The following is an 18807-nucleotide window of genomic DNA, read 5'->3' on the forward strand; positions in this document are numbered from 1 at the left end:
AGACAACTCCATAGCAGGAAACCAAACACCCAGCCACATAAAAACATTATTCAGATAAATTATTTAGATTCATTTTTATATATTATATACACAATGCTGTGGCACTGCAACGTAGCCAGATAACAGCTTTTCTCAAAGGATCATCAGGCAAGTCCTCGGTGTGATACTATACAATTAAACTCAAAAAAGTCTCCATCATCAACTTCACAAACCTCTCAATGTCGCAACTAGCATAACGAATCAGTAGGTAAATAGACAATGGAAAATGCAGGGCTTCCTATGGATAAAGCACACGAAAACAATGTCTTTGAGCGCGTATATCCTCCAACTCCACTCCCAACCGAATCAGCTCTCTGGTTTCTCCTCCAAGATAAAAAACTGCTGATCCAGGATTTGGATCAGGACAATAGACTCATTCAGGGAAAAGCAGAGCTACTCACAAATATCAAGCACGATCCCATCATATTTCTAGGCAAGTTGAACGGTCAACCATGCCTGGCAAGCACAATTGATCCAGAACAGCTACTCCCAGCAGGTTGGAAGGCCGTCGGGTTACGCGAGCTCTACAGCATCATCTCGGAGGTTGAATACAACATCGCCACATACGCCTCACAGATCATGAGTTGGCTAGAAAGCAGTCATTACTGTCCTATCTGTGCCACTCCCCTGACAAACATCGAGAAAACCTGGGGAAAACAATGTCCCAGAGGCCATTACAACGCCTATCCACCAGTCATACCAGCCATTATTGTCCTCATTCAGGACGGCGACCGCATCTTCATGGGACACAAACCAGGTTGGGGCAAGCGCTATGGCTTGATCGCTGGCTTCGTTGAGCCTGGAGAAACGTTGGAAGAATGTGTCCATCGAGAGGTAAAAGAAGAGACAGGACTTGAAATCCAAAATCTGCAATATATAAATAGCCAGCCCTGGCCCTTCCCTAGCCAGTTGATGGTCGGCTTCATAGCACAATATAAGTCTGGAACCTTCCAACCTCAGGATGATGAGTTGGACGATGCCCGCTGGTTTACACGCGAAACATTACCTGGACTCCCTCCGCCATTAAGTCTGGCTTATACGTTAATCACCAGTTGGCTTAACCAGGAAAAGTAACTATAAAAAAGTCGCTGCTTGAAATTTTTTTAAGGAGACTCGGTAGACTCTCTTATCTGCTCGCATGAAGGAGACTCGGTAGACTCTCTCATCTGCTCACATGAAGGAGACTCGGTAGACTCTCTCATCTGCTCACATGAAGGAGACTCGGTAGACTCTTTCGTCTTAAAAATCAAGTCTACCTGATATCCTAAAAGGATAACCTGGTAGACTTTTTAGCTGCACACCTGGTAATACTCACGCGATCAACGAAGACTGGGTAGACTTTCAAATATCCAACATATTTGGAGGGGAAAAGATTGCTACGTATACGTAATACGTAATTACGTATATATACAGATTCTAAAATTTTATATAAATATAAAATTACGTATTACGTATACGTACTTACGAATAGTAATTTTATTTAGAAGATTTATTTAGAGTTCGAATTCGAACTCTAAGACTTATTATTTATTTTTTATATATGTTACGAATTTACGTAATTACGTAGTAACATTAACAATTTTTTTGGCACTGTATAGTTACATTTTTCGATTTATTAACTTTATATATTATATTTTTAGCATTTATGAATTTACATATTTTAAATGGGCATAGTACAAATTTGCTAGATATATTCAGCTTTACAATAGATGACGATCATATTGTTATAATAGCTATATGCTTTATGCTCCGAAGATGTGGGGAGAGGATATGTTGTGGTTAGCTCTAACTCCTGAATAGCATTATTCCTCACACCTGCCATAAAACTATGACGGCCTGATTAGCAGATTTGAGGTTCTATGCAAGCACAAATTATTACTGATCGTCAACAATGGAATGATTTTATTTCGGCATCAACGTATTGCAATATCACACAGACGTATGAGTGGGGAGAATTGCTTCCTGTTCGTGCACACGATGTACTGCGCTGTGGAGTAATCGATGCAGAGGGGAAGCTGTGTGCGGCAATGTTGATCATTATCACTCATATCTCGCCCCTAAAAATTGGCTACTTCTACGCTCCGCGAGGTCCAATTATCGACAACCCTGATACTCTCGCGCTGAATACTTTGCTCAAGTTTGTACAGGTGCTGGCACAGAAGCATCACGTATTTATGCTCAAGATTGAGCCTGGCGTCCCCGCTGATAACGTTCTCTGGTTGACAGCCCTTGAAAAATATGGTTTTGTATGCAATCCCAACGCTCGCCATTTGCGTCATGAGTGGATACTGGATATCCGCCCTGATGAGCAGACACTACTGGCTGGCATGAAGAAGACCTGGCGCTATTGTATCCGTCAAGCAAGCCGCAAAGAGGTCACGGTGCGTCACGGCAATTCGTCGGCTGAACTGGATATCTTCTACGACCTGCTTCATACCACCAGCGAGCGGGATTCATTCTTTGTCTATAATAAATCCTTCTATGAGCGTGTGCTGACACTCTATGGTGAGAGATCCAGGTTACTCATCGCCGAATATGATGGCAAGCCACTGGCTGCGGCTCTCCTCGTCACCCAAGGACGCTGGTGCTGGTATATGTATGGAGCTTCAGGCAATGAGCAGCGCGATCGCATGCCCAACCATCTCCTGCAATGGACAGCCTTTCGGTGGGCGAAACAACAGGGCTGCTGGTTCTATAACTTCCGGGGCATTCCAGACCTCCTGGAAGAAGGTCAACCAATGTGGGGGGTGTATGTCTTTAAAAGTGGCTTCGGCGGACAGGCGATACGTTCAATGCAGACGCATGACTTCGTCTATCTCCCCATTATCTATTGGATCTATCGCCGCCTACTAGATATGCGTCACTGGTATAGCAAACTCGGAGCACAAAAACATCTTGTGCTAGCCGAACAGAAAAAAGGTGCGATAAAACAAGCTCAGAAACAACGAGATCTGTCCATACGGACGGATCAACCAGAGACACATGATGTAAGGCAACTTGAAAAGATCAGTTCAAAACAAGTAGCTCAACACGTCGATACTGAACTCACAAATAGCTCACTTAGATAATTTCTCATGATGAGATTTTGAGCGTGTACTTCCCTCCAATACCTCGAAAATAGATACATTCGATGAAGCGCACAACGTCAGCGTGCGAGTACGATCCAGAGGATTGGAAACGGTAGATCAGTGGCGAGAAAAGACTGAAAAAGCTCCCGACCATGATGGGCGTTGGGATGGCTGCGTCAAAGTCTCCGAGCGCTTTCCCTTCGTCCAGGACGGTCGAGACTTCATTCGAGATCTCTCTCAGGACCGATTTCGATTGCTGCTTTAAGGTGATCTGGAAATCTTCGTTGTTGATGAGAATGAATAGCAGATGTCCATGACGATCAAAGGGCTTCTGATGTAACGAGCGCACGATAGCCTCTAATTTGGCTTGAGGACTCTTGGGTTCGGCGCATATCAATCTGAACTCATCCAAAATTTGCTGCATCTCGCGCCGAAAAAAGGCGAGCATTAAATCTTCTTTTTTCGCAAAATGTAAATATAAGGTTCCCTTGGCAATACCTACCCGAGCCGCGATCTCATCCATGGATGTATCGCGATAGCCTTTTTCCAGCAACACATCTTCAGCCGCCTGCAAGATTAAATCTTCTCGCTCACGGCGCTGTCTCTCCTTCAGAGAAAGATGCTGGGGTGCTTCCATACGGCTGTCTCCTCACTGCATGCATAAAAAGAAAAGCATTGACTATACGTTCTAAATTATGACTTACCAGTCATCATATTAACGCTTAAGTCATGTTTTGTCAAGCATCCAGGAGAATCTCGTAGCTATTTAGGGGACTCGGAGCTGTTTAGTTGACAATTATTCGCGTCGACAAGTACAATTTAAGCTAAGCAAGAAGCATGTTTGCTCCTTACTTATGCGAGGAGTTGGCACACAGCCAGTAAAATGAATAATGGTCAATTTACATATGAGCGTCTTGGGAACTACCATATAGAGCAGCTTCTGGGCAAGAGCGACTTTTCAGAGGTTTTTCTGGCCTACGATGAAAAAGAGCATACCCAGGTAGCACTGAAGCTGCTCTACGGTCGTTGGACCGGCGAGAGCGCCGAGAAGTTCCTCACCCAAACAGCTGCATTAACGAAACTAGAGCATCCACACATTGTGCCCATACTTAATTTTGGGATTGAAGATGATGTGGCGTTTCTGGTCATGAAATATGCTCCACATGGTAGCTTACGTCAACGCTACCCCAAAGGGACACGTATCGCACTGGAAGAAGTTATCCAGCTTATCCAGCCGATTGTACAAGCCTTGCAATACCTTCACGATCGAGGATTAGTCCATCGAGACATCAAGCCGCACAATCTCCTGATAGGCCCAAACAACGAGATTATGCTCAGTGATTTCGGCACGACTATCGTCTCACATAGCCTGAGCCCGATTATCTCCTCACTACGCGCATTTGAAGGCACAACGCCGTACGCAGCACCAGAACAGCTTCAGGGAAAACCATCTCGTCGGAGCGATCAGTATGCGCTTGGCATCATGGTCTACGAATGGCTCAGCGGCTCCTGGCCCTTTAAGGGCTCATTCTATGAAATAACTCATCAGCACCTCTTCGTAGCGCCTCCAGCATTCAAAGAGAGCGGTGTCTACTGCCCAGAGAATGTCGAAAAGGTCATCCTCCGCACGCTCGAAAAAGATGGCGGTAAACGCTTTCCCAGCGTGAAACGCTTTGCAGAGGAGCTCGAATGGTCCTATAAGATTGCGCAAGCGAAAGGGCAATTAACAGCTCCAGAAGCTCCAGAAATTCCTCCGATCAAGGCAAACGTAAAAATGCAGTTTAAGTCGCCGCTCAACTTCAAGCGCGACTAGATCTCCTATCCAATATCGTCGCAGGCACAAAAAAAGTCCCACTTGCTTGAATAGTAGCAGTGGGACTTTCAATCGTGGTATACGATTAGGCTTTCTGGCTTGAAAGGATACGTGTCAGTTTTGTACCACAGACAGTACAGGTACCTTGCAGTGCAGGCTTACCATTTTTCATAGTAATCTGATGGGGGTCCTTCATATCTCTTTTTTCTTTGCATTTCACACAATATGCGATATCTGCCATTATCTTTATCTCCTCGCTAATATTTGTATGTATCCAGCTGATGCATGAGCCTAATGCCAGGAGGCAATCATGCACTTATGTTGTTGTAACGAATTACAACCTCAAGAAGACTCAGGAACACAGTTCAAAATACCAATTGGATTTCTAGAGCCGTTACTGGAGCGTCCTGAGATACTGCCAGCAAAGAAACTACTCCCAGATGACTTTATGCTTTTGACAACTGATGCCTTCGATTACGTTACTATAGCATCAGCATCTCAAAAGAAAATGCTGCGCTAGATATGAGTATACACCTGAACAACAGATTTTCAACAAGCAAGCTGTGTTAATAGGGAGAATAGTCCCATCGGAGAGCCTCTGGAGCGAGGCTCTTCCGCTTGCGTGTGCGTCTGCAAGCACATATCTGGCACATCAGATGGGCCAGGCAAGGCCAGCAGAAGCACAGCTTAGATGAGATCATGCCGATAGATGCGCATGTAAAGGACGCTACAAAGGGAGAAGACCCCTAAAACGGCAGAGAAAGCCATCAAGCCGTAAAAGCCTCCATAATCGATACAGACGCCTCCTAGAGAAGCTCCGATTAACTGGCCAACTCCGAGCACCACAGAATAAAGTCCCATTACCGCGCCACCCTTGCCCATTTTATGCTCAGCGATAGCAGCCAGTTGATTCAGAGAAGCAGGTGTAAAGCCGCTTAAAAGAATTGTCCCGATCAACAGTACAAACAGTAGTGGAAAAAGTACCTGATAATCGTGTGCAGTGAGCGTTGAGAGGTTCTCACCCAGGCTATTGATCAGCGTTAGCGAGAGAATACATAGCACAAGTCCTGCCAGGCCGATCAGCATAATGGTGGTCCGTCGTAAACGTGGCGTAATCTGTATCCAGATCGCCATCCCGAGCAAGAAGAACAGGCAAAACCCACCAAAAGTTAATGTCGCTGTATCCTTGCTAAAGCCGCCATACAACAATTGATGCGGATAACGTCGGTCGGCCGCAGGATTAGCATAGGTCAACATAATCACAATCAGAGTGATCCAGGCACCAACCAGCGTATTGATGGAGAGCCAGGCCGGCAGAAACGTAAAAATGTGCTTATCACGCAGCATCTTTACACTTTCAGTGAGAGAGTTATATTTGTTGGCCTGCTGCTCATGATAACTCTTCTCCCTGAGATAGATAGCGATAACAATGGCATTAAAGATGTGCAGGCCAATGACAACCAGAAAGCCTCGATTCCCCATCCATTTGCTAATCAGGCCACCAAAAGGGATGGCGAGCGCGATGCCTCCAACAGTAGCCACCTCGAAGGCTGTCATTACCTTTGTACGCAGCCTGGAGAGGCCAGCAGTCGCATCAGTAATATATCCCAGGCTGGCAGGAGTATTCAAAGCAGTCGTGACCCCCTCCAGCAAGCGTCCGCACAAAATCAAAGCCAGCAGCAGAAGCAGCGGCCCATGCACGTGAGTGAAAATGGGACGTGGATAGATCCAGGTGCTGACCCACAGACATAAAGCGGCCAGTGAGCCGCAGAGAGGCGCAAGCAACAAAAATGGCTTGCGTCCAAAACGATCAGAAAGACTACCGGCCACAGGAGCCAGCAGGAGTTCAGTAATATAAAAAGACTCCAGGACTAAAGCGACCATCGCCGCCGAGGAGAAATGTGCACCCAGATAGAAACCGAGCAATACAAAACTCACACGACTGGTGATACGCAGTAACAGAGTAGAAAAAATGCTGGTATAGATGGAGGAATAATCAGCATTCTCAATACGCGCAGGCGAAAGAGCAAGCGAACCAGATGCAGTCGTCAGGGAATCTGGCCTACATAAAGAGCTTTTTTGCTCAGCTATTTTTTGTTCATTGAGAAGATGCGGCTTCACACGTTTATCCATTTTTTTATTGAGACAAAACACTATTTGTTATAACGATACAAAGACTTCCCTAACCACATCTCTAATCACATCCAGACGCATAATCATATCATCATTCCTCGCGAAGGTGCGAAAAGCGCACAATCAGGCCAGCTAAATTCCTACCAGAGAGAGCAAGAAGCAGCATTTAGGATCTCTTAGCCACTTCACAAGAGCCGTACAATATGCTACCCTACCCACAAGGACGCAAATATGAGGGTAAGAGATAAAGGGAGCCTGCGCAGAATGTTAACACGAGACCTTCCGTCGCAAGCTATCATCCAACAGATGCAATTATGTTCGGTACAATGGTGATAGAACCAATTTTTGCGCACGCATTGACGAATTTATATGGCCTATGTCAAGTATCCTGAAGGGATTTTTTGATGGATAAACATCAACAACAGGAGCTTCATCTTGTCCCAACAAAGACTGTAGCTTCCGAGATGCCCGAAGAAGTTGAAACGGAAGTCGAAGCCGAGCCTGGCAGCACAAGTGAAGTTTCGGCACTGCTTGATCAAACCTTCGCGGACATTACAGACTACATGACAGAGGAAGAAGCAACAGAATATATTGCGCATATTCTGGATGGCGTAGAAATTGAGAGCGAGAATACTCTTTTTGAAAACGTCATGCCCTACATTCCTGAGAACATCAAAGTCACCAACTACCGCCCAGATCAAGCGGTAAGAGAAGCCTCTCTAGCGCAAAAGAATATGTGGAAACCCGGGGACGGAGAGATATCATATCTGGCCTCCAACACCCTGGAAGTTTATTTAGGGACACCTGAGCGACCATTGGAGCTACCTCAGGCGCTCAAGCAGATTCGGCAGCTGAGCGAAAGTACTGTCCTGGCCGCACGGATCATCCTCGGGCTGTGGAATATCCGCAGGTATAACCATCAAGTGGCAAAAAATGGCAGTGTAGCCATCCTCTTAGAGGAGATTCTCCAATGGCAGGGAGTCAAAAAGCATAGCCGCGTAGCTCATCCAGGCACGACCAAGCGTTACACCGATGGCTATCGAACAGAACAAAAGCAGAGAGTCCTCCAGGATCTCGCCTTATTAGCCTCCTGCAACGTGCGAGGCAACTGTACGATCACCGTGAAAGGCAAATCCGTCTCCATCCAGGTCGATGGACCATACATGCGCTACTCCGTAGTGAGCCGCAAGACGCTGCTCAATGAAAGAATCATCGTGGGCTTTCTGGTATCGCCGGGCGATTGGATCAGCACCTATGAGCAGAATCAGAATTATTATCTAGCTGAGGTGGATAGCCAGATCTTCAAGCTCAATCCTCAAAATGATCGCTATGCCTTACGCATCGCACTCTATCTGACTGAGCGCTGGCGGGAGCAAGCCAAGCAGGGAGATTTCAGTACGCCTATTATGATGTCTGAACTGTTACTGTCCAGCATGGTTTCAGTGGATGAACGCCATATGACTTCACGCTTCGTGCCTAGCGTAGAGGCAGCTCTGGAGAAATTAGAGGCGATGGGGATCATTGGAAAACAGTATTGTCTGACGGACGTCGATAGGAACCAGACACGCTGGAGCAAGGATTGGTTAGCATCACGTTGGGAGATCTTGCCTCCAATAAAATTGATACAAGAGTATCAGGCAATGAATAATCCTTCGAAAAAACGCTTGCGCAAGACACGTACACGCGAGCGCGAACAGTTTTAATGGGCTTCCCCACCAGGGTTCGGTGCATTTCATAGAGAAACATCGTAAAAAGCTCTCTTAATGTCCTGCTGATTATCCTCAAATACCAGGCCAATGCGTCCGACCCCACCAGGGTCCGGCGCATTTTTATCGACACAAAAGGCCAGAACCCCACCAGGGTCGGGCGCATAGTCGTCGTTTTCAGCATCAGATAGCCCTTTAAATAGCCATCCATCAGGCAGGCCATGCAGCTAAAACAGCCCATAAAAGACGTAATATCCGCCTTCCAAAGCCAGATATTCTTCTGCTACCGTTAGTGGATAGTAACTATTACTCGTATAGAGCGGTGGCAAAAACGCCTTAGTTTGTATACTTCACAAGCTCAAAATCGCATTAGTGCCAGCGAACAAAACTAGCGAAGTACCAATCAAAAACCCCACCAGGGTTCGGTGCATTTCTGCTTTTTTCGGCTATTACAACCCCATCAGGGTCTGGTGCATTTTTAGGGTTTTCGATCCACAGAAACCCCACCAGAGTCCGGCGCATTTTTATGATCTCTCTGTACAGAAACCCCATCAGGGTCCGGCGCATTTTTGGGAGTCGTGGATAAAAGAAACCCCACCAGGGTCCGGTGCATTTTTATGATCTCTTACCTATGATTACCCCACCATGGTTCGGTGCATTTTCAAAAGCTGAGATGATAAAAATGCATCTATCTAAAATATTAAAAATTTTGCTGCTTTTAGAAAATATACCTATATATAGGAACAGATTATATTGCTACATTTCAATTAACCCCACCGGGGTCCGGTGCATTTTCAGAAAAAGTAATTGAGAGTACTTGAGAGACATGATGATTTACATCAGCCACTATCCTCAAAGCATAGAGAGGGAATAACTATTTCGTCGCGCTCCTGGCGTTCCATAAGCTAAAGATTAGCTCAGAAGATATTTTGAAAGATACCTAGCCCATTTTTACTACCTTCACGCAGAAAAAAAACTTAAAAATCAGCCATGAGCTCAAGAGCCCCACCAGGGTCCGGTGCATTTTTGTAGAATTTCTGACAAGGAACCCCACCAGGGTCCGGCGCATTCCTACAACTCTCGATTTCTAACAACCCCACCAGGGTCCGGCGCATTCCTATGATCCAGTGGTACTCCTATCCCCACCATGGTTCGGTGCATTTTCGAAATTTTATCTTCCAAAAACCCCACCGGGGTCTGGTGCATTTTCACAGATCCATATAGCAAATAACCCCACCGGGGTCTGGAGAAATTCTATATATTTCTATATAGCGTACCCCACCGGGGTTGGGAGCATTCAAGTCATAGAATCGATTATGAATATATAAATAGTGATGATTTTTAAGCTTTTTTGATTCTTCAAAAACCCCACCAGGGTCCGGTGCATTTCTACAGATAATATTGTACAAGATAGCGAAACAATAATAATTTTGTCAACTAGCATATTGAACTTACTCAAATTGGTTTGCACGAATCAGTATAGATAAGGTGAAATATAGAGGCAAATAGATAGAGGAGCGATGGGAGAAAAGATAGTAATGGCCTGTTTTGAGCGCCAAGCAAGGGAGCAAATACACTGTAGATTGAATACTGTACAAAAGTACTGTGTGAAAAAATGAAAACCCCACCGTGGTTAGGAGAAAACCCCACCGTGGTTAGGAGAAAACCCCACCATTGTTAGGTGCATTTTTGTGCGTAAAAGTCTCCGAGTAATAAGTGACGAATAGACCATATACCCACTAGTAAAAATCGATTATGCGGGGTAACATGTACATCACGACTGGATGCGGAAAGGTAGCAGGGAATGCATAGTCAATACACGAAATTTTTCTGGCACTTAAACGACTAAAAACATGAGCAGTAATGCTTACGAACGATACATTGCGATGAGAAAACACAAAACAACTATGCAGTGAGAAACAGATGTGACACTGTGGGGAGGTACGTAGTGGTTGAACAATGCGAGCAATTTATAAACCCAAAAAAGGCTAGTTGTTTACCGTTGAAATCCGTCAATGAAGAAGCGGAGACGTATATGAAAAATAGTACGGTTGTTGCAGATCGAAGGCAGTCAGATGAGGAGGTCTTCGATCCTCTACTGGCTCTGCTCGCGCAGGATTGCGGGAATGCCTATGAACAAATCGATCCATACACCCTGGAAATAATCTCTAAAATCTTACCTAATAGCGGAATAGAATTTCTCAGCCGAATACTCCAGCATGCCAAGGTCATCCAGAACGTACTCCCGAACCTGGAGGCATTAGGGGAGCGCGTCGCCGTGATTAGTACACGTACGATTCGCTTGCTCGCAAAAGCCATACAGTGGGGATATGATACAACACATAAATATGTAAGCGTATTGATATCTCTGGGATTCCTCTACCGACACAAACATAGCAGCGGAAATATGCTTGTATTTCCGCTTAAGACATATACACTACCAGAAAATTTACACGCACTCGACAAGCTCATCGTGAAAAGCCGCCCAAAGGTGCGTCAGTTCGCCAGGAGAGTCAAAGAACGGCTTATCTTCTACAATTTGATATCTGAGGTGGAACAGCCAACAGAAAGCCTCTCTCGCCCTTCTGAGCGCGATATAAACCTGCATCATTTACTGATGGGATCAATGATTGAGGTAATCCAATCAGAAGGTATTGAAGCAGAGCAAGGAAAACATCTCGCCTTACGCCTGATGAAAGAAGTAATTCACAAGTTTGTCTTTTCCAGGCAGGGAACTGTAGCCCAAGCGGAAAAAAGATCTGGGTCTACCTCCATAGGGCAGACTTCTACCTCCCAACAACAGAGTACAAGCGGCGGCAATAGTACAGCCAAACAGTACCAAACGCAGCTCCCATTCCAAACTAAAGAGAAAAGTCATGCGGCCCGAGTATCCGTTCACAAAAAAGCCAGAAAGTCTACCCCGGTACAGGCAAAAGTATCCTCCAAAGTGGAGGAAGAGTCTACCCCTCAGGTAGACTCTTCCCCGGTACAACAATCCTATATAGGAGGAGAAACAAGACCCATACAAGTTGAAATACCCTCCAAAGTGGAAGGAGAGTCTACCCCTCAGGTAGACTCTCCAGGTAATAATCAATCCGATATAGGGGAAACGGAGTCTCCCCCCCAGGTAGACCCCCCAAATAATGAGCCGAGAGTCTACCCAAATGATGAGAACGATAGCCAAAATCAGTCACACGAGATTGTTAAACAGGAGCGTGGTTATATCTGTTACCTGTGCACCAGGGAGATGAACTCTATCATTGATATGATGGAGTTCTATGGTCAGGTGTTTGAGTGCGATGAGATTGATTGGGATGCAATGCTTTTACCAAGAAGCTTTTTCAATTTAATTTATGACCATATGAATGTTCATTATGAGCGTTCATATGGTACTAGCTACTTCGCACGTATGAAGCCATACCTATGGAGAGCAGTTGAAATCAGTATCATCAAAAGGGTCTCAGCGCTTTATAATATCAATGGTGATAGCGCTTGCAGCTATGTATTTGGCCTGACTGGACGCGAATATAAACTTGATCTGGAACTTCAACGCAATACCTATCGACCTGAGCCAATGGTTGCCACATATCAGCCTCAAACAGAGGATGAACTTGCAGCAGACAGAAAAGCAGCTGAAGAGGTAGACTCTTATACAACAACAAATGATAAAGAAGTAGACCACAATTATGAAGAGTCTACCGCCAAAGTTATCACAAGGAAGACTTTAAAGTCTGTTCAGGTAGACAATCAATCACAGGAGTCTTCTCTTTCACAACCAAAAGGAGACTCATCTGCTCAAGAGTCTTCCCTCGAGGAAAGTTTACCAGTAGAAGATGGAAATGCCTCTGAGGCCCATCCAGAAGCGTATCGACGTCGCCAACAGGAAGACTTTATCGCGATGTATCAACCGGAAATTAAACCTTTACGGATACCCGCCGAGGTAGACCCGGAAGATTATCTGGAAGCTTTCTATTACGTATTACGTAACCGTAATATTAATATATTATTTAATAATATATTTAATAACGATACGTTACGTATTAGCGGCGCTCAATTTTTAACCACTGTCTTTGATAGCGACAATGGCGAAAATACTGCTAAGGTCAATAAACAAAATGAAAAATTATTAGATAAATATCAGCCCGAGGTAGTTATGTCCGGGTTTATTGATACCATACTTGCTATGCATGAGCCAGGCCATGAGTCCCTACAAAATCCCGGAGCTTTCTTTACTTCTCGTTGTAAATTTTATCAGCAAAATAAACCCGATGTGGAAACGCAAGAACTAATCAACCGCTTTTCTAGTATGAGCTATCGTGCGTTTGCTGGCGAAATGCATACCCTGATTAATAGTGGTCAGAAGATCCGTACTAAAAAATACAAAAAACGCTCATAATGATACTTGTATGCTTTAGCCCTGAGCGCTTCAACGGGTTCTGAGTACTCTTGATGAAGAGGAGAAGTTATTTCCTGAAGAATCAATTATCACGTTGAAAAAAACTATAAGAAATACATCCAGTGTAGTGAAATGCTTCTATCAAAATAAAAAGGCTGCTTGCTTACTGAGTAATTGAAGCTCCAGATAGCTCTTCTGGTAAGTGGACAACCTTTTTATCTGGTCACTTTATATTCTATCTTAGCTCATGACATTGGTGAGTCGTCCAAGATTTCCTACTTCGATGCTGATTTCATCACCGGCTTTGAGCCAGCCATATTCGTGATGTCCGTCTATAACCCCTTCTGGCGTACCGGTGCTGATAATATCTCCGGGCTCTAGTGTGAGATATTGGCTGAGATAGCTGATGAGATAAGCAACGTTGAAGACCATGTCAGATGTATTTGAGTCCTGACGAATTACTCCATTGCGCCAGAGTTTGATACTCAGGTTTTGTGGATCTGCTACCTCATCGCTGGTGACTAGATAAGGTCCAACAGGAAGAAATTTGTCTCCTATCTTTCCTAGCATCCATTGAGAGGTGCGAAACTGGAGATCACGTGCGCTGAGATCATGCCCATTGGTATATCCAAGCACGTAGTTGAGCGCTTCATCCGGGCTAATATTATGGGCTCGGCGTCCGATGATGAAGGCAAGCTCTGCTTCGTAGTCATATTTCTCTGCTGAAGATGGGAGTGGAATCTCTTCACCCGAACCTGCCAGCGCATTTGCATATTTGGCGAAGATGATTGGAGATTCTGGCACCGGTTTGTTCGATTCAGCCGCATGGCGCCGATAATTGAGTCCTATACAGATAATTTTTCCCGTACGAGATGCGCTTGGACCATATTTAATGGTTTCTTCTACCAGGAGCCAGCTGCCACTCTGGTCCTTACTGGCAGCGATGAGGTCACTTAAACCCTCAAGATTTACTTCCTCTCCACTACAGAGTTCCTCAAAGGTGGTTGGGATACTTTGAGTGGATACGTTCTCTTTGAATACTTCACGCGCTGCCGCTACGTCAATAATGCCTTGCTCTGTTTTTATGCCCAGTCGTAGGCCAGTTGGTGAATGAAATGTAAGTAGACGCATAAATATTCTGTCTCCTGAATGTATTTGAATCAATGCCCACGTCTGTAGGTATCCTGCATGATCGATCATGCTTCCTTTTGGGCATATGGCACCTCTGCCAACGGATCTCAGTTTTCCTTCGATGCAATGTAAGTCATCGGTGCGATGTTAAACTCAACTTGAGTTTGACGACTTGTTCGAAACGTACCATGTCCCTTATCTCGGTGTCAAGGTTAGCTAGCTGCCTGATCAGGGCTTTTTAGTTCTCTGCATGCCCTTGGCATGCAATTTCCTCCTTTTTCAGGAGGTGGGTATGTCACGCTCACGCGAGCATTGGAATCTTTCACATGCGAGTCCTCTAGTGGCAAGCTCCAGGGGACTCGCGTGGAGAGCCGTGAGCTTGCCTCCAGCTACTGAATTTAAATTATGCGTTTGTGGTCACAGGTAGAATAATTCGTGAAGGATGTGTGGGGTCGTGATAAACGGTCTGGCTAGCGACCTGCAATTTTGTGCCAGTTGCTAGCGGCTCGCCCGTGCCCAGATTTCGCGCGAAACGTGGGTGTGCTCCACTAGAAACTTGTATGCGCAAACGCTGACCTTTGCGAAAATGATAGGCTGTGGGCCAGAGCTCGATATGTATGTGCAAGCTGCCATCCTCCTGAGGAACTGATCTGCCTGGCGTCAGACGCAGAATGCCGTCGCAAAGATTAATCGACTTTCCCGAAGCCTCGACCACACAAAGTCTGGCAAAGAAATCGGTATGTTCCAGGCTGGAACGTACAAACAGTTCAGCTTTCACTGGGCCAATTACTTCGAGATCTTCCTGTAAAATTGTGCTGGTATAGACTAATACATCGGTTCGTGCCTCCAGTTTGCGATTATCTTTTGCTCCGGCAACTCCTAATGAATTGCCACCGATGGCAGGCGTAGGATCGGCTGGATCATAGCGATACGTGTCTGGCTCGGAGACGGATGGCTGTACCGGGGCCAGACCACCTTGAGCCTGCAAGTACCAGGTCGTGGGCTGAGCTGGCGGTGGCCAGGCGTCAAAATCGCGCCACTTCTTCGTACCCATGATAAAGAGGCGTACAGGCTTTTCACGTAGATCAGATTGCTTATCCGTAATATGTGCATGCAACCAGGCCAGACCTTCGCGCACCGCTGCCGCACCACCATCCGGTTCTCCATGCACCCATGGACCAATTAAGAGATATGGTTGCTTCCCAGCTTGCTGTAAAATCTGAAAATCTTCCAATTGGGGGGCCAGGAACAGATCGTACCAACCACTCATTAAATAGGCTGGAGCTGTGACCTCCGCCAATTTATCGCGGAACATAACCACTGCCCAGCGTGGATCATCCTCGGCATAGCGAATCCGATCCTGATAGGCTTCCGATTTCTCCCCAATCGCTACCTGATCCGCTTCTCCTAAAGGCAGATGCATGTAAGCTTTCTTCAATCCGCGCTGCTGCCTTTGCATCGCCAGTAGACCAGCTAAACCGCCTCTCTCTATCAACTTTCCGGTCATTGACGTGGACCAGTCCAGGGAGGTTTCCAGGTTAAGTGAGCCTCCCTGGAAGCGAAAATGATGAAAATCTGACGTGGTAATTTGTGGTACGATGGCCTTGAGCTCTGGACCAGCCTCTGCCGCCACCGCCCACTGTACCACGCCCAGATAACTGGCCCCAATCAGGGCCAATTCGCCTGTAAACCAGGGCTGCTGCTTGATCCAGGCTATTGTCGCCAGGCCATCTTCTCGCTCATTGCTCACATAGGCAAATTTCCCTTCAGACCCTCCCGTCCCCCGACAGCTTTGCAGCAAGACCTGATAACCGCGTTCAACATATGGCATGACCATGAGGGCGCGGACAAAGCCTTTGCGACCATAGGACGAACGCACCAGAATTGTTGGACGTTTGGGACCCCGGCGCGGCGTATAGTGGTCGGCGTATAAGACTGTCCCATCAGGCATTGAAATGGGAATATTGCGGGTAATGACAATATTGTGGGTCTCAGCTGGCGGAAAATGTAAGTACCAGCTTAAGAGGCGGCTAGCTATACTCATGACGAAGTACTCCTGTTTTTCACTATATGGTGTTCAATTTCGGTCTGCGAGTCCATAAATGTTCGGGTATCAGTGGAGGAACTGGTGTCAGCCAGTGCTCCGTCATTCCTACCATTGTTATCCAGGAATTCTGGTCGGATGTCATGTTCGACGGTGGTGGCGAGCGGCTTCTCCTCTACAAAGCAGAGGAGAAGGACTGCAATGACAACGATTGGGATTAGGAATAAGAAGATAGGGGCGAGTGCGTCGTTGTATGCCTCCACGATAATATGGTGGATTGGCTGTGGTAGGCTTTTCACGAGTTCGGGGGTGATCGAGTTCGATCCGCCCACCATCCGGCCAGCGAGCAGGTGGACGAGCCGGGTAGCGAAGAGGCTACCGACAATCGAAGCACCTATCAAAGCACCAATTTGGCGGAAGTAGTTGTTTGACGCCGTTGCGGTGCCGACCATCGATGCTGGGAATGAGTTTTGCACAATTACCACCAGGATCTGCATGCAGGCACCCAGTCCTATTCCCATCACTGCCAGATAGCTGCACAGCATCCAAACTGGTAGATCTGCGGTCATCATGGAGAGAAGAAACAGTGACACGGCGACGATTGTGGCGCCGGTGATTGGCAACCATTTATAATGACCGATTCTATTGACCAGTTCGCCAGTGGCAATTGAGACGATCATCAGAGCGAGCAGCAACGGGAGCATGAACATACCTGCCTGGGTGGCGTTTACGCCGGTGGCCATTTGCAGGTATGTGGGCATATAGCTGTCCGTGCCAAACATTGCGATGCCGATGATGAGACCAGTAATGGTGGTCAGGTTAAAGTTGCGATCCTTGAATAGAGTGAGTGGCATCACTGGCTCTGCTGTGCGGTGTTCGACCAACACAAACAGTGCACCAGCGACGACAACTGTGACGATCAGAGAGATGATGTGCACTGAGCCCCAAGCGTAGATCGTGCCGCCCCACGTCGTTACGAGCACAAGGCAGGTTAATGTAATGGTGAGCAGCCCCATGCCGATCCAGTCCATTCGCGGTTTACTGATCGCGATCTTCGGCAGTTGCATAAAGATCGCCGTAGAGGCGATGGCCAGGATACCGAGTGGGATGTTCATCCAGAGGCCCCAACGCCAGCCAGGTCCATCAGTAAGCCAGCCGCCGACGAGTGGCCCAGCAATTGAGGACAGCACAAATACAGCTCCGATGATACCTATATACCGACCTCGCTGACGTGCAGGTACCACGTCGGCGACGATAGTTTCAGACAGGATCATTAGCCCGCCGCCACCTATGCCTTGTACTGCGCGACCGATAATCAACGACGTCATATTGCCAGCGAAGCCACCAATAGTGGAGCCGCCGATGAAGATTGCGATCGCGCCGATGAAGAGTCCCTTGCGACCGATCAGATCACCAATTTTGCCGTATATTGGCAGCACGATCGTGGAGGTTAAAAGGTAGGCAGTCATCACCCACAGCATCTGGTCGACGCCGTGCAACTGACCGACGATGGTTGGCAACGCGGTAGAGAAGATGGTCTCGTTGAGTGACGACAAGAGTTCGGCTATCACGAGGCCTATGAAAACAAGAAGGATGTCCTTCTTATCGACGTCGCTAGATGAGGCGACCACCGCATCGTTTGTTTGAGTCATTGATTGCCTCTGTTATTTGTGGTAGTTTTGCCTGGATTTGCCAGATCGCGCAGAGACGCTGGCAAGAGTGCACGTTCCACGAGCGCAATCGCGTGGTCGCGCACTTCGGACAGAGAGATCTCCAATCCCGATTCCTGCCATTCGCGCATCATGAACTGCACAACTCCCATTCCCAGAGTAGCAATCATACGTGCCTCGGCCTCGTCGTTGTTGCTATCTTTGGGCCGTCCTTCGGCCGCGAACCGGCGCAAGACGAGCGCCACGAAGAGATCTTCACTGTCGCGCATCCTGACCATCAGAGCTTCCCACAACTCAGGTGTTGCCTGGATCAGTCGACCTCGCTTGAGGATGAGATCGTTATCGACTTCGTGGTCCAATGCGGTGGCAGTCATGGTCCTGGCAAGATCGGTGATGATGTTGTCGCTGCCCCGATGCACAAAGGCATCCGTGGCCTGCTCATCGGGATCTGGAGTCGGGGGGCCGATGAATGCGCCCTCCTTGGTGCCAAAGTAGTTGAAGAAAGTACGGCGTGAGACCATACCTGCTGCACAGATTGCCTCAACGGTCGCTCGCTCGTAACCCTGTTCTAGTGCCATCTCTATGGCAATACGTTCAAGGGCGGCACGCGTCGTCGCACGTTTACGCTCGCGCAGCCCCATCTCAGTTTCTGTTGTCTTCATACGCATCCTTTGTTATCATTACAAATAAGTTTACCTGGTAAAATATTACACTAAGTGCATCGAAAATGCAAGTAGTAAATATGCAAATCCTGCCTGCCTGACGATCTGTGTATAGTAAAGAGAGGATGCTTGTTTTCTGACCTTG

The 18807-nt window shown here is 46.8% G+C and carries 12 protein-coding genes; 5 read left to right on the top strand and 7 right to left on the bottom strand.

All coding sequences use genetic code 11. From position 1 onward, the window contains the following. Nucleotides 1-279 precede the first annotated feature (279 nt). The gene (gene nudC, locus AC27N8_RS09205; protein WP_487066204.1) at nucleotides 280-1113 is read left to right on the top strand and encodes an NAD(+) diphosphatase; all 834 of its coding nucleotides are present in this window, start codon (nucleotides 280-282) and stop codon (nucleotides 1111-1113) included. A gap of 785 nt (nucleotides 1114-1898) precedes the next feature. Further along, a complete protein-coding gene (locus AC27N8_RS09210) occupies nucleotides 1899-3107 on the top strand; it encodes a lipid II:glycine glycyltransferase FemX (RefSeq protein ID WP_487066206.1) in 1209 nt (402 codons plus the stop codon). A gap of 4 nt (nucleotides 3108-3111) precedes the next feature. Here the strand turns inward: AC27N8_RS09210 and AC27N8_RS09215 are convergent, their stop codons facing one another. Beyond that, the gene (locus AC27N8_RS09215; protein ID WP_487066208.1) at nucleotides 3112-3744 is read right to left on the bottom strand and encodes a TetR/AcrR family transcriptional regulator; all 633 of its coding nucleotides are present in this window, start codon (nucleotides 3742-3744) and stop codon (nucleotides 3112-3114) included. Nucleotides 3745-3948: 204 nt separating this feature from the next. Between AC27N8_RS09215 and AC27N8_RS09220 the strand changes: the two genes are divergently transcribed. After that, nucleotides 3949-4920 carry a serine/threonine protein kinase gene (locus tag AC27N8_RS09220; protein ID WP_487066210.1) on the top strand — a complete coding sequence of 324 codons (972 nt, stop codon included), beginning with the start codon at nucleotides 3949-3951 and terminating at the stop codon, nucleotides 4918-4920. An 85-nt stretch (nucleotides 4921-5005) separates the two neighbouring features. Here the strand turns inward: AC27N8_RS09220 and AC27N8_RS09225 are convergent, their stop codons facing one another. Both AC27N8_RS09225 and AC27N8_RS09230 read right to left on the bottom strand, forming a co-directional pair. After that, nucleotides 5006-5161, bottom strand: a complete 156-nt coding sequence (locus AC27N8_RS09225) for a DUF5679 domain-containing protein (RefSeq protein WP_487066212.1) — start codon at nucleotides 5159-5161, stop codon at nucleotides 5006-5008. A 446-nt stretch (nucleotides 5162-5607) separates the two neighbouring features. Continuing rightward, nucleotides 5608-7041 carry an MFS transporter gene (locus AC27N8_RS09230; RefSeq protein WP_487066214.1) on the bottom strand — a complete coding sequence of 478 codons (1434 nt, stop codon included), beginning with the start codon at nucleotides 7039-7041 and terminating at the stop codon, nucleotides 5608-5610. Nucleotides 7042-7457: 416 nt separating this feature from the next. On the opposite strand from AC27N8_RS09230, the gene AC27N8_RS09235 reads away from it, so the two are divergent. Then, nucleotides 7458-8756 carry a hypothetical protein gene (locus tag AC27N8_RS09235; protein WP_487066216.1) on the top strand — a complete coding sequence of 433 codons (1299 nt, stop codon included), beginning with the start codon at nucleotides 7458-7460 and terminating at the stop codon, nucleotides 8754-8756. 1951 nt (nucleotides 8757-10707) lie between these two features. Then, nucleotides 10708-13155, top strand: a complete 2448-nt coding sequence (locus AC27N8_RS09240) for a hypothetical protein (protein ID WP_487066218.1) — start codon at nucleotides 10708-10710, stop codon at nucleotides 13153-13155. Nucleotides 13156-13395: 240 nt separating this feature from the next. Here the strand turns inward: AC27N8_RS09240 and AC27N8_RS09245 are convergent, their stop codons facing one another. From AC27N8_RS09245 to AC27N8_RS09260, 4 genes are all read right to left on the bottom strand, one after another. Next, nucleotides 13396-14286: a fumarylacetoacetate hydrolase family protein gene (locus AC27N8_RS09245; RefSeq protein WP_487066220.1), complete on the bottom strand. Its 891-nt coding sequence runs from the start codon at nucleotides 14284-14286 to the stop codon at nucleotides 13396-13398. A 403-nt stretch (nucleotides 14287-14689) separates the two neighbouring features. After that, nucleotides 14690-16330, bottom strand: coding sequence for a CocE/NonD family hydrolase (locus AC27N8_RS09250; RefSeq protein WP_487066222.1), 1641 nt, complete (start codon nucleotides 16328-16330; stop codon nucleotides 14690-14692). Further along, a complete protein-coding gene (locus AC27N8_RS09255) occupies nucleotides 16327-17982 on the bottom strand; it encodes an MDR family MFS transporter (protein ID WP_487066224.1) in 1656 nt (551 codons plus the stop codon). The genes AC27N8_RS09250 and AC27N8_RS09255 overlap by 4 nt, the downstream gene beginning before the upstream one ends. After that, on the bottom strand, nucleotides 17979-18662 hold the full coding sequence (locus AC27N8_RS09260) for a TetR/AcrR family transcriptional regulator (protein ID WP_487066226.1): 684 nt from the start codon (nucleotides 18660-18662) through the stop codon (nucleotides 17979-17981). The genes AC27N8_RS09255 and AC27N8_RS09260 overlap by 4 nt, the downstream gene beginning before the upstream one ends. Nucleotides 18663-18807 lie beyond the last annotated feature (145 nt).

The sequence above is a fragment of the Dictyobacter sp. Z7_2 genome (assembly GCF_057551105.1).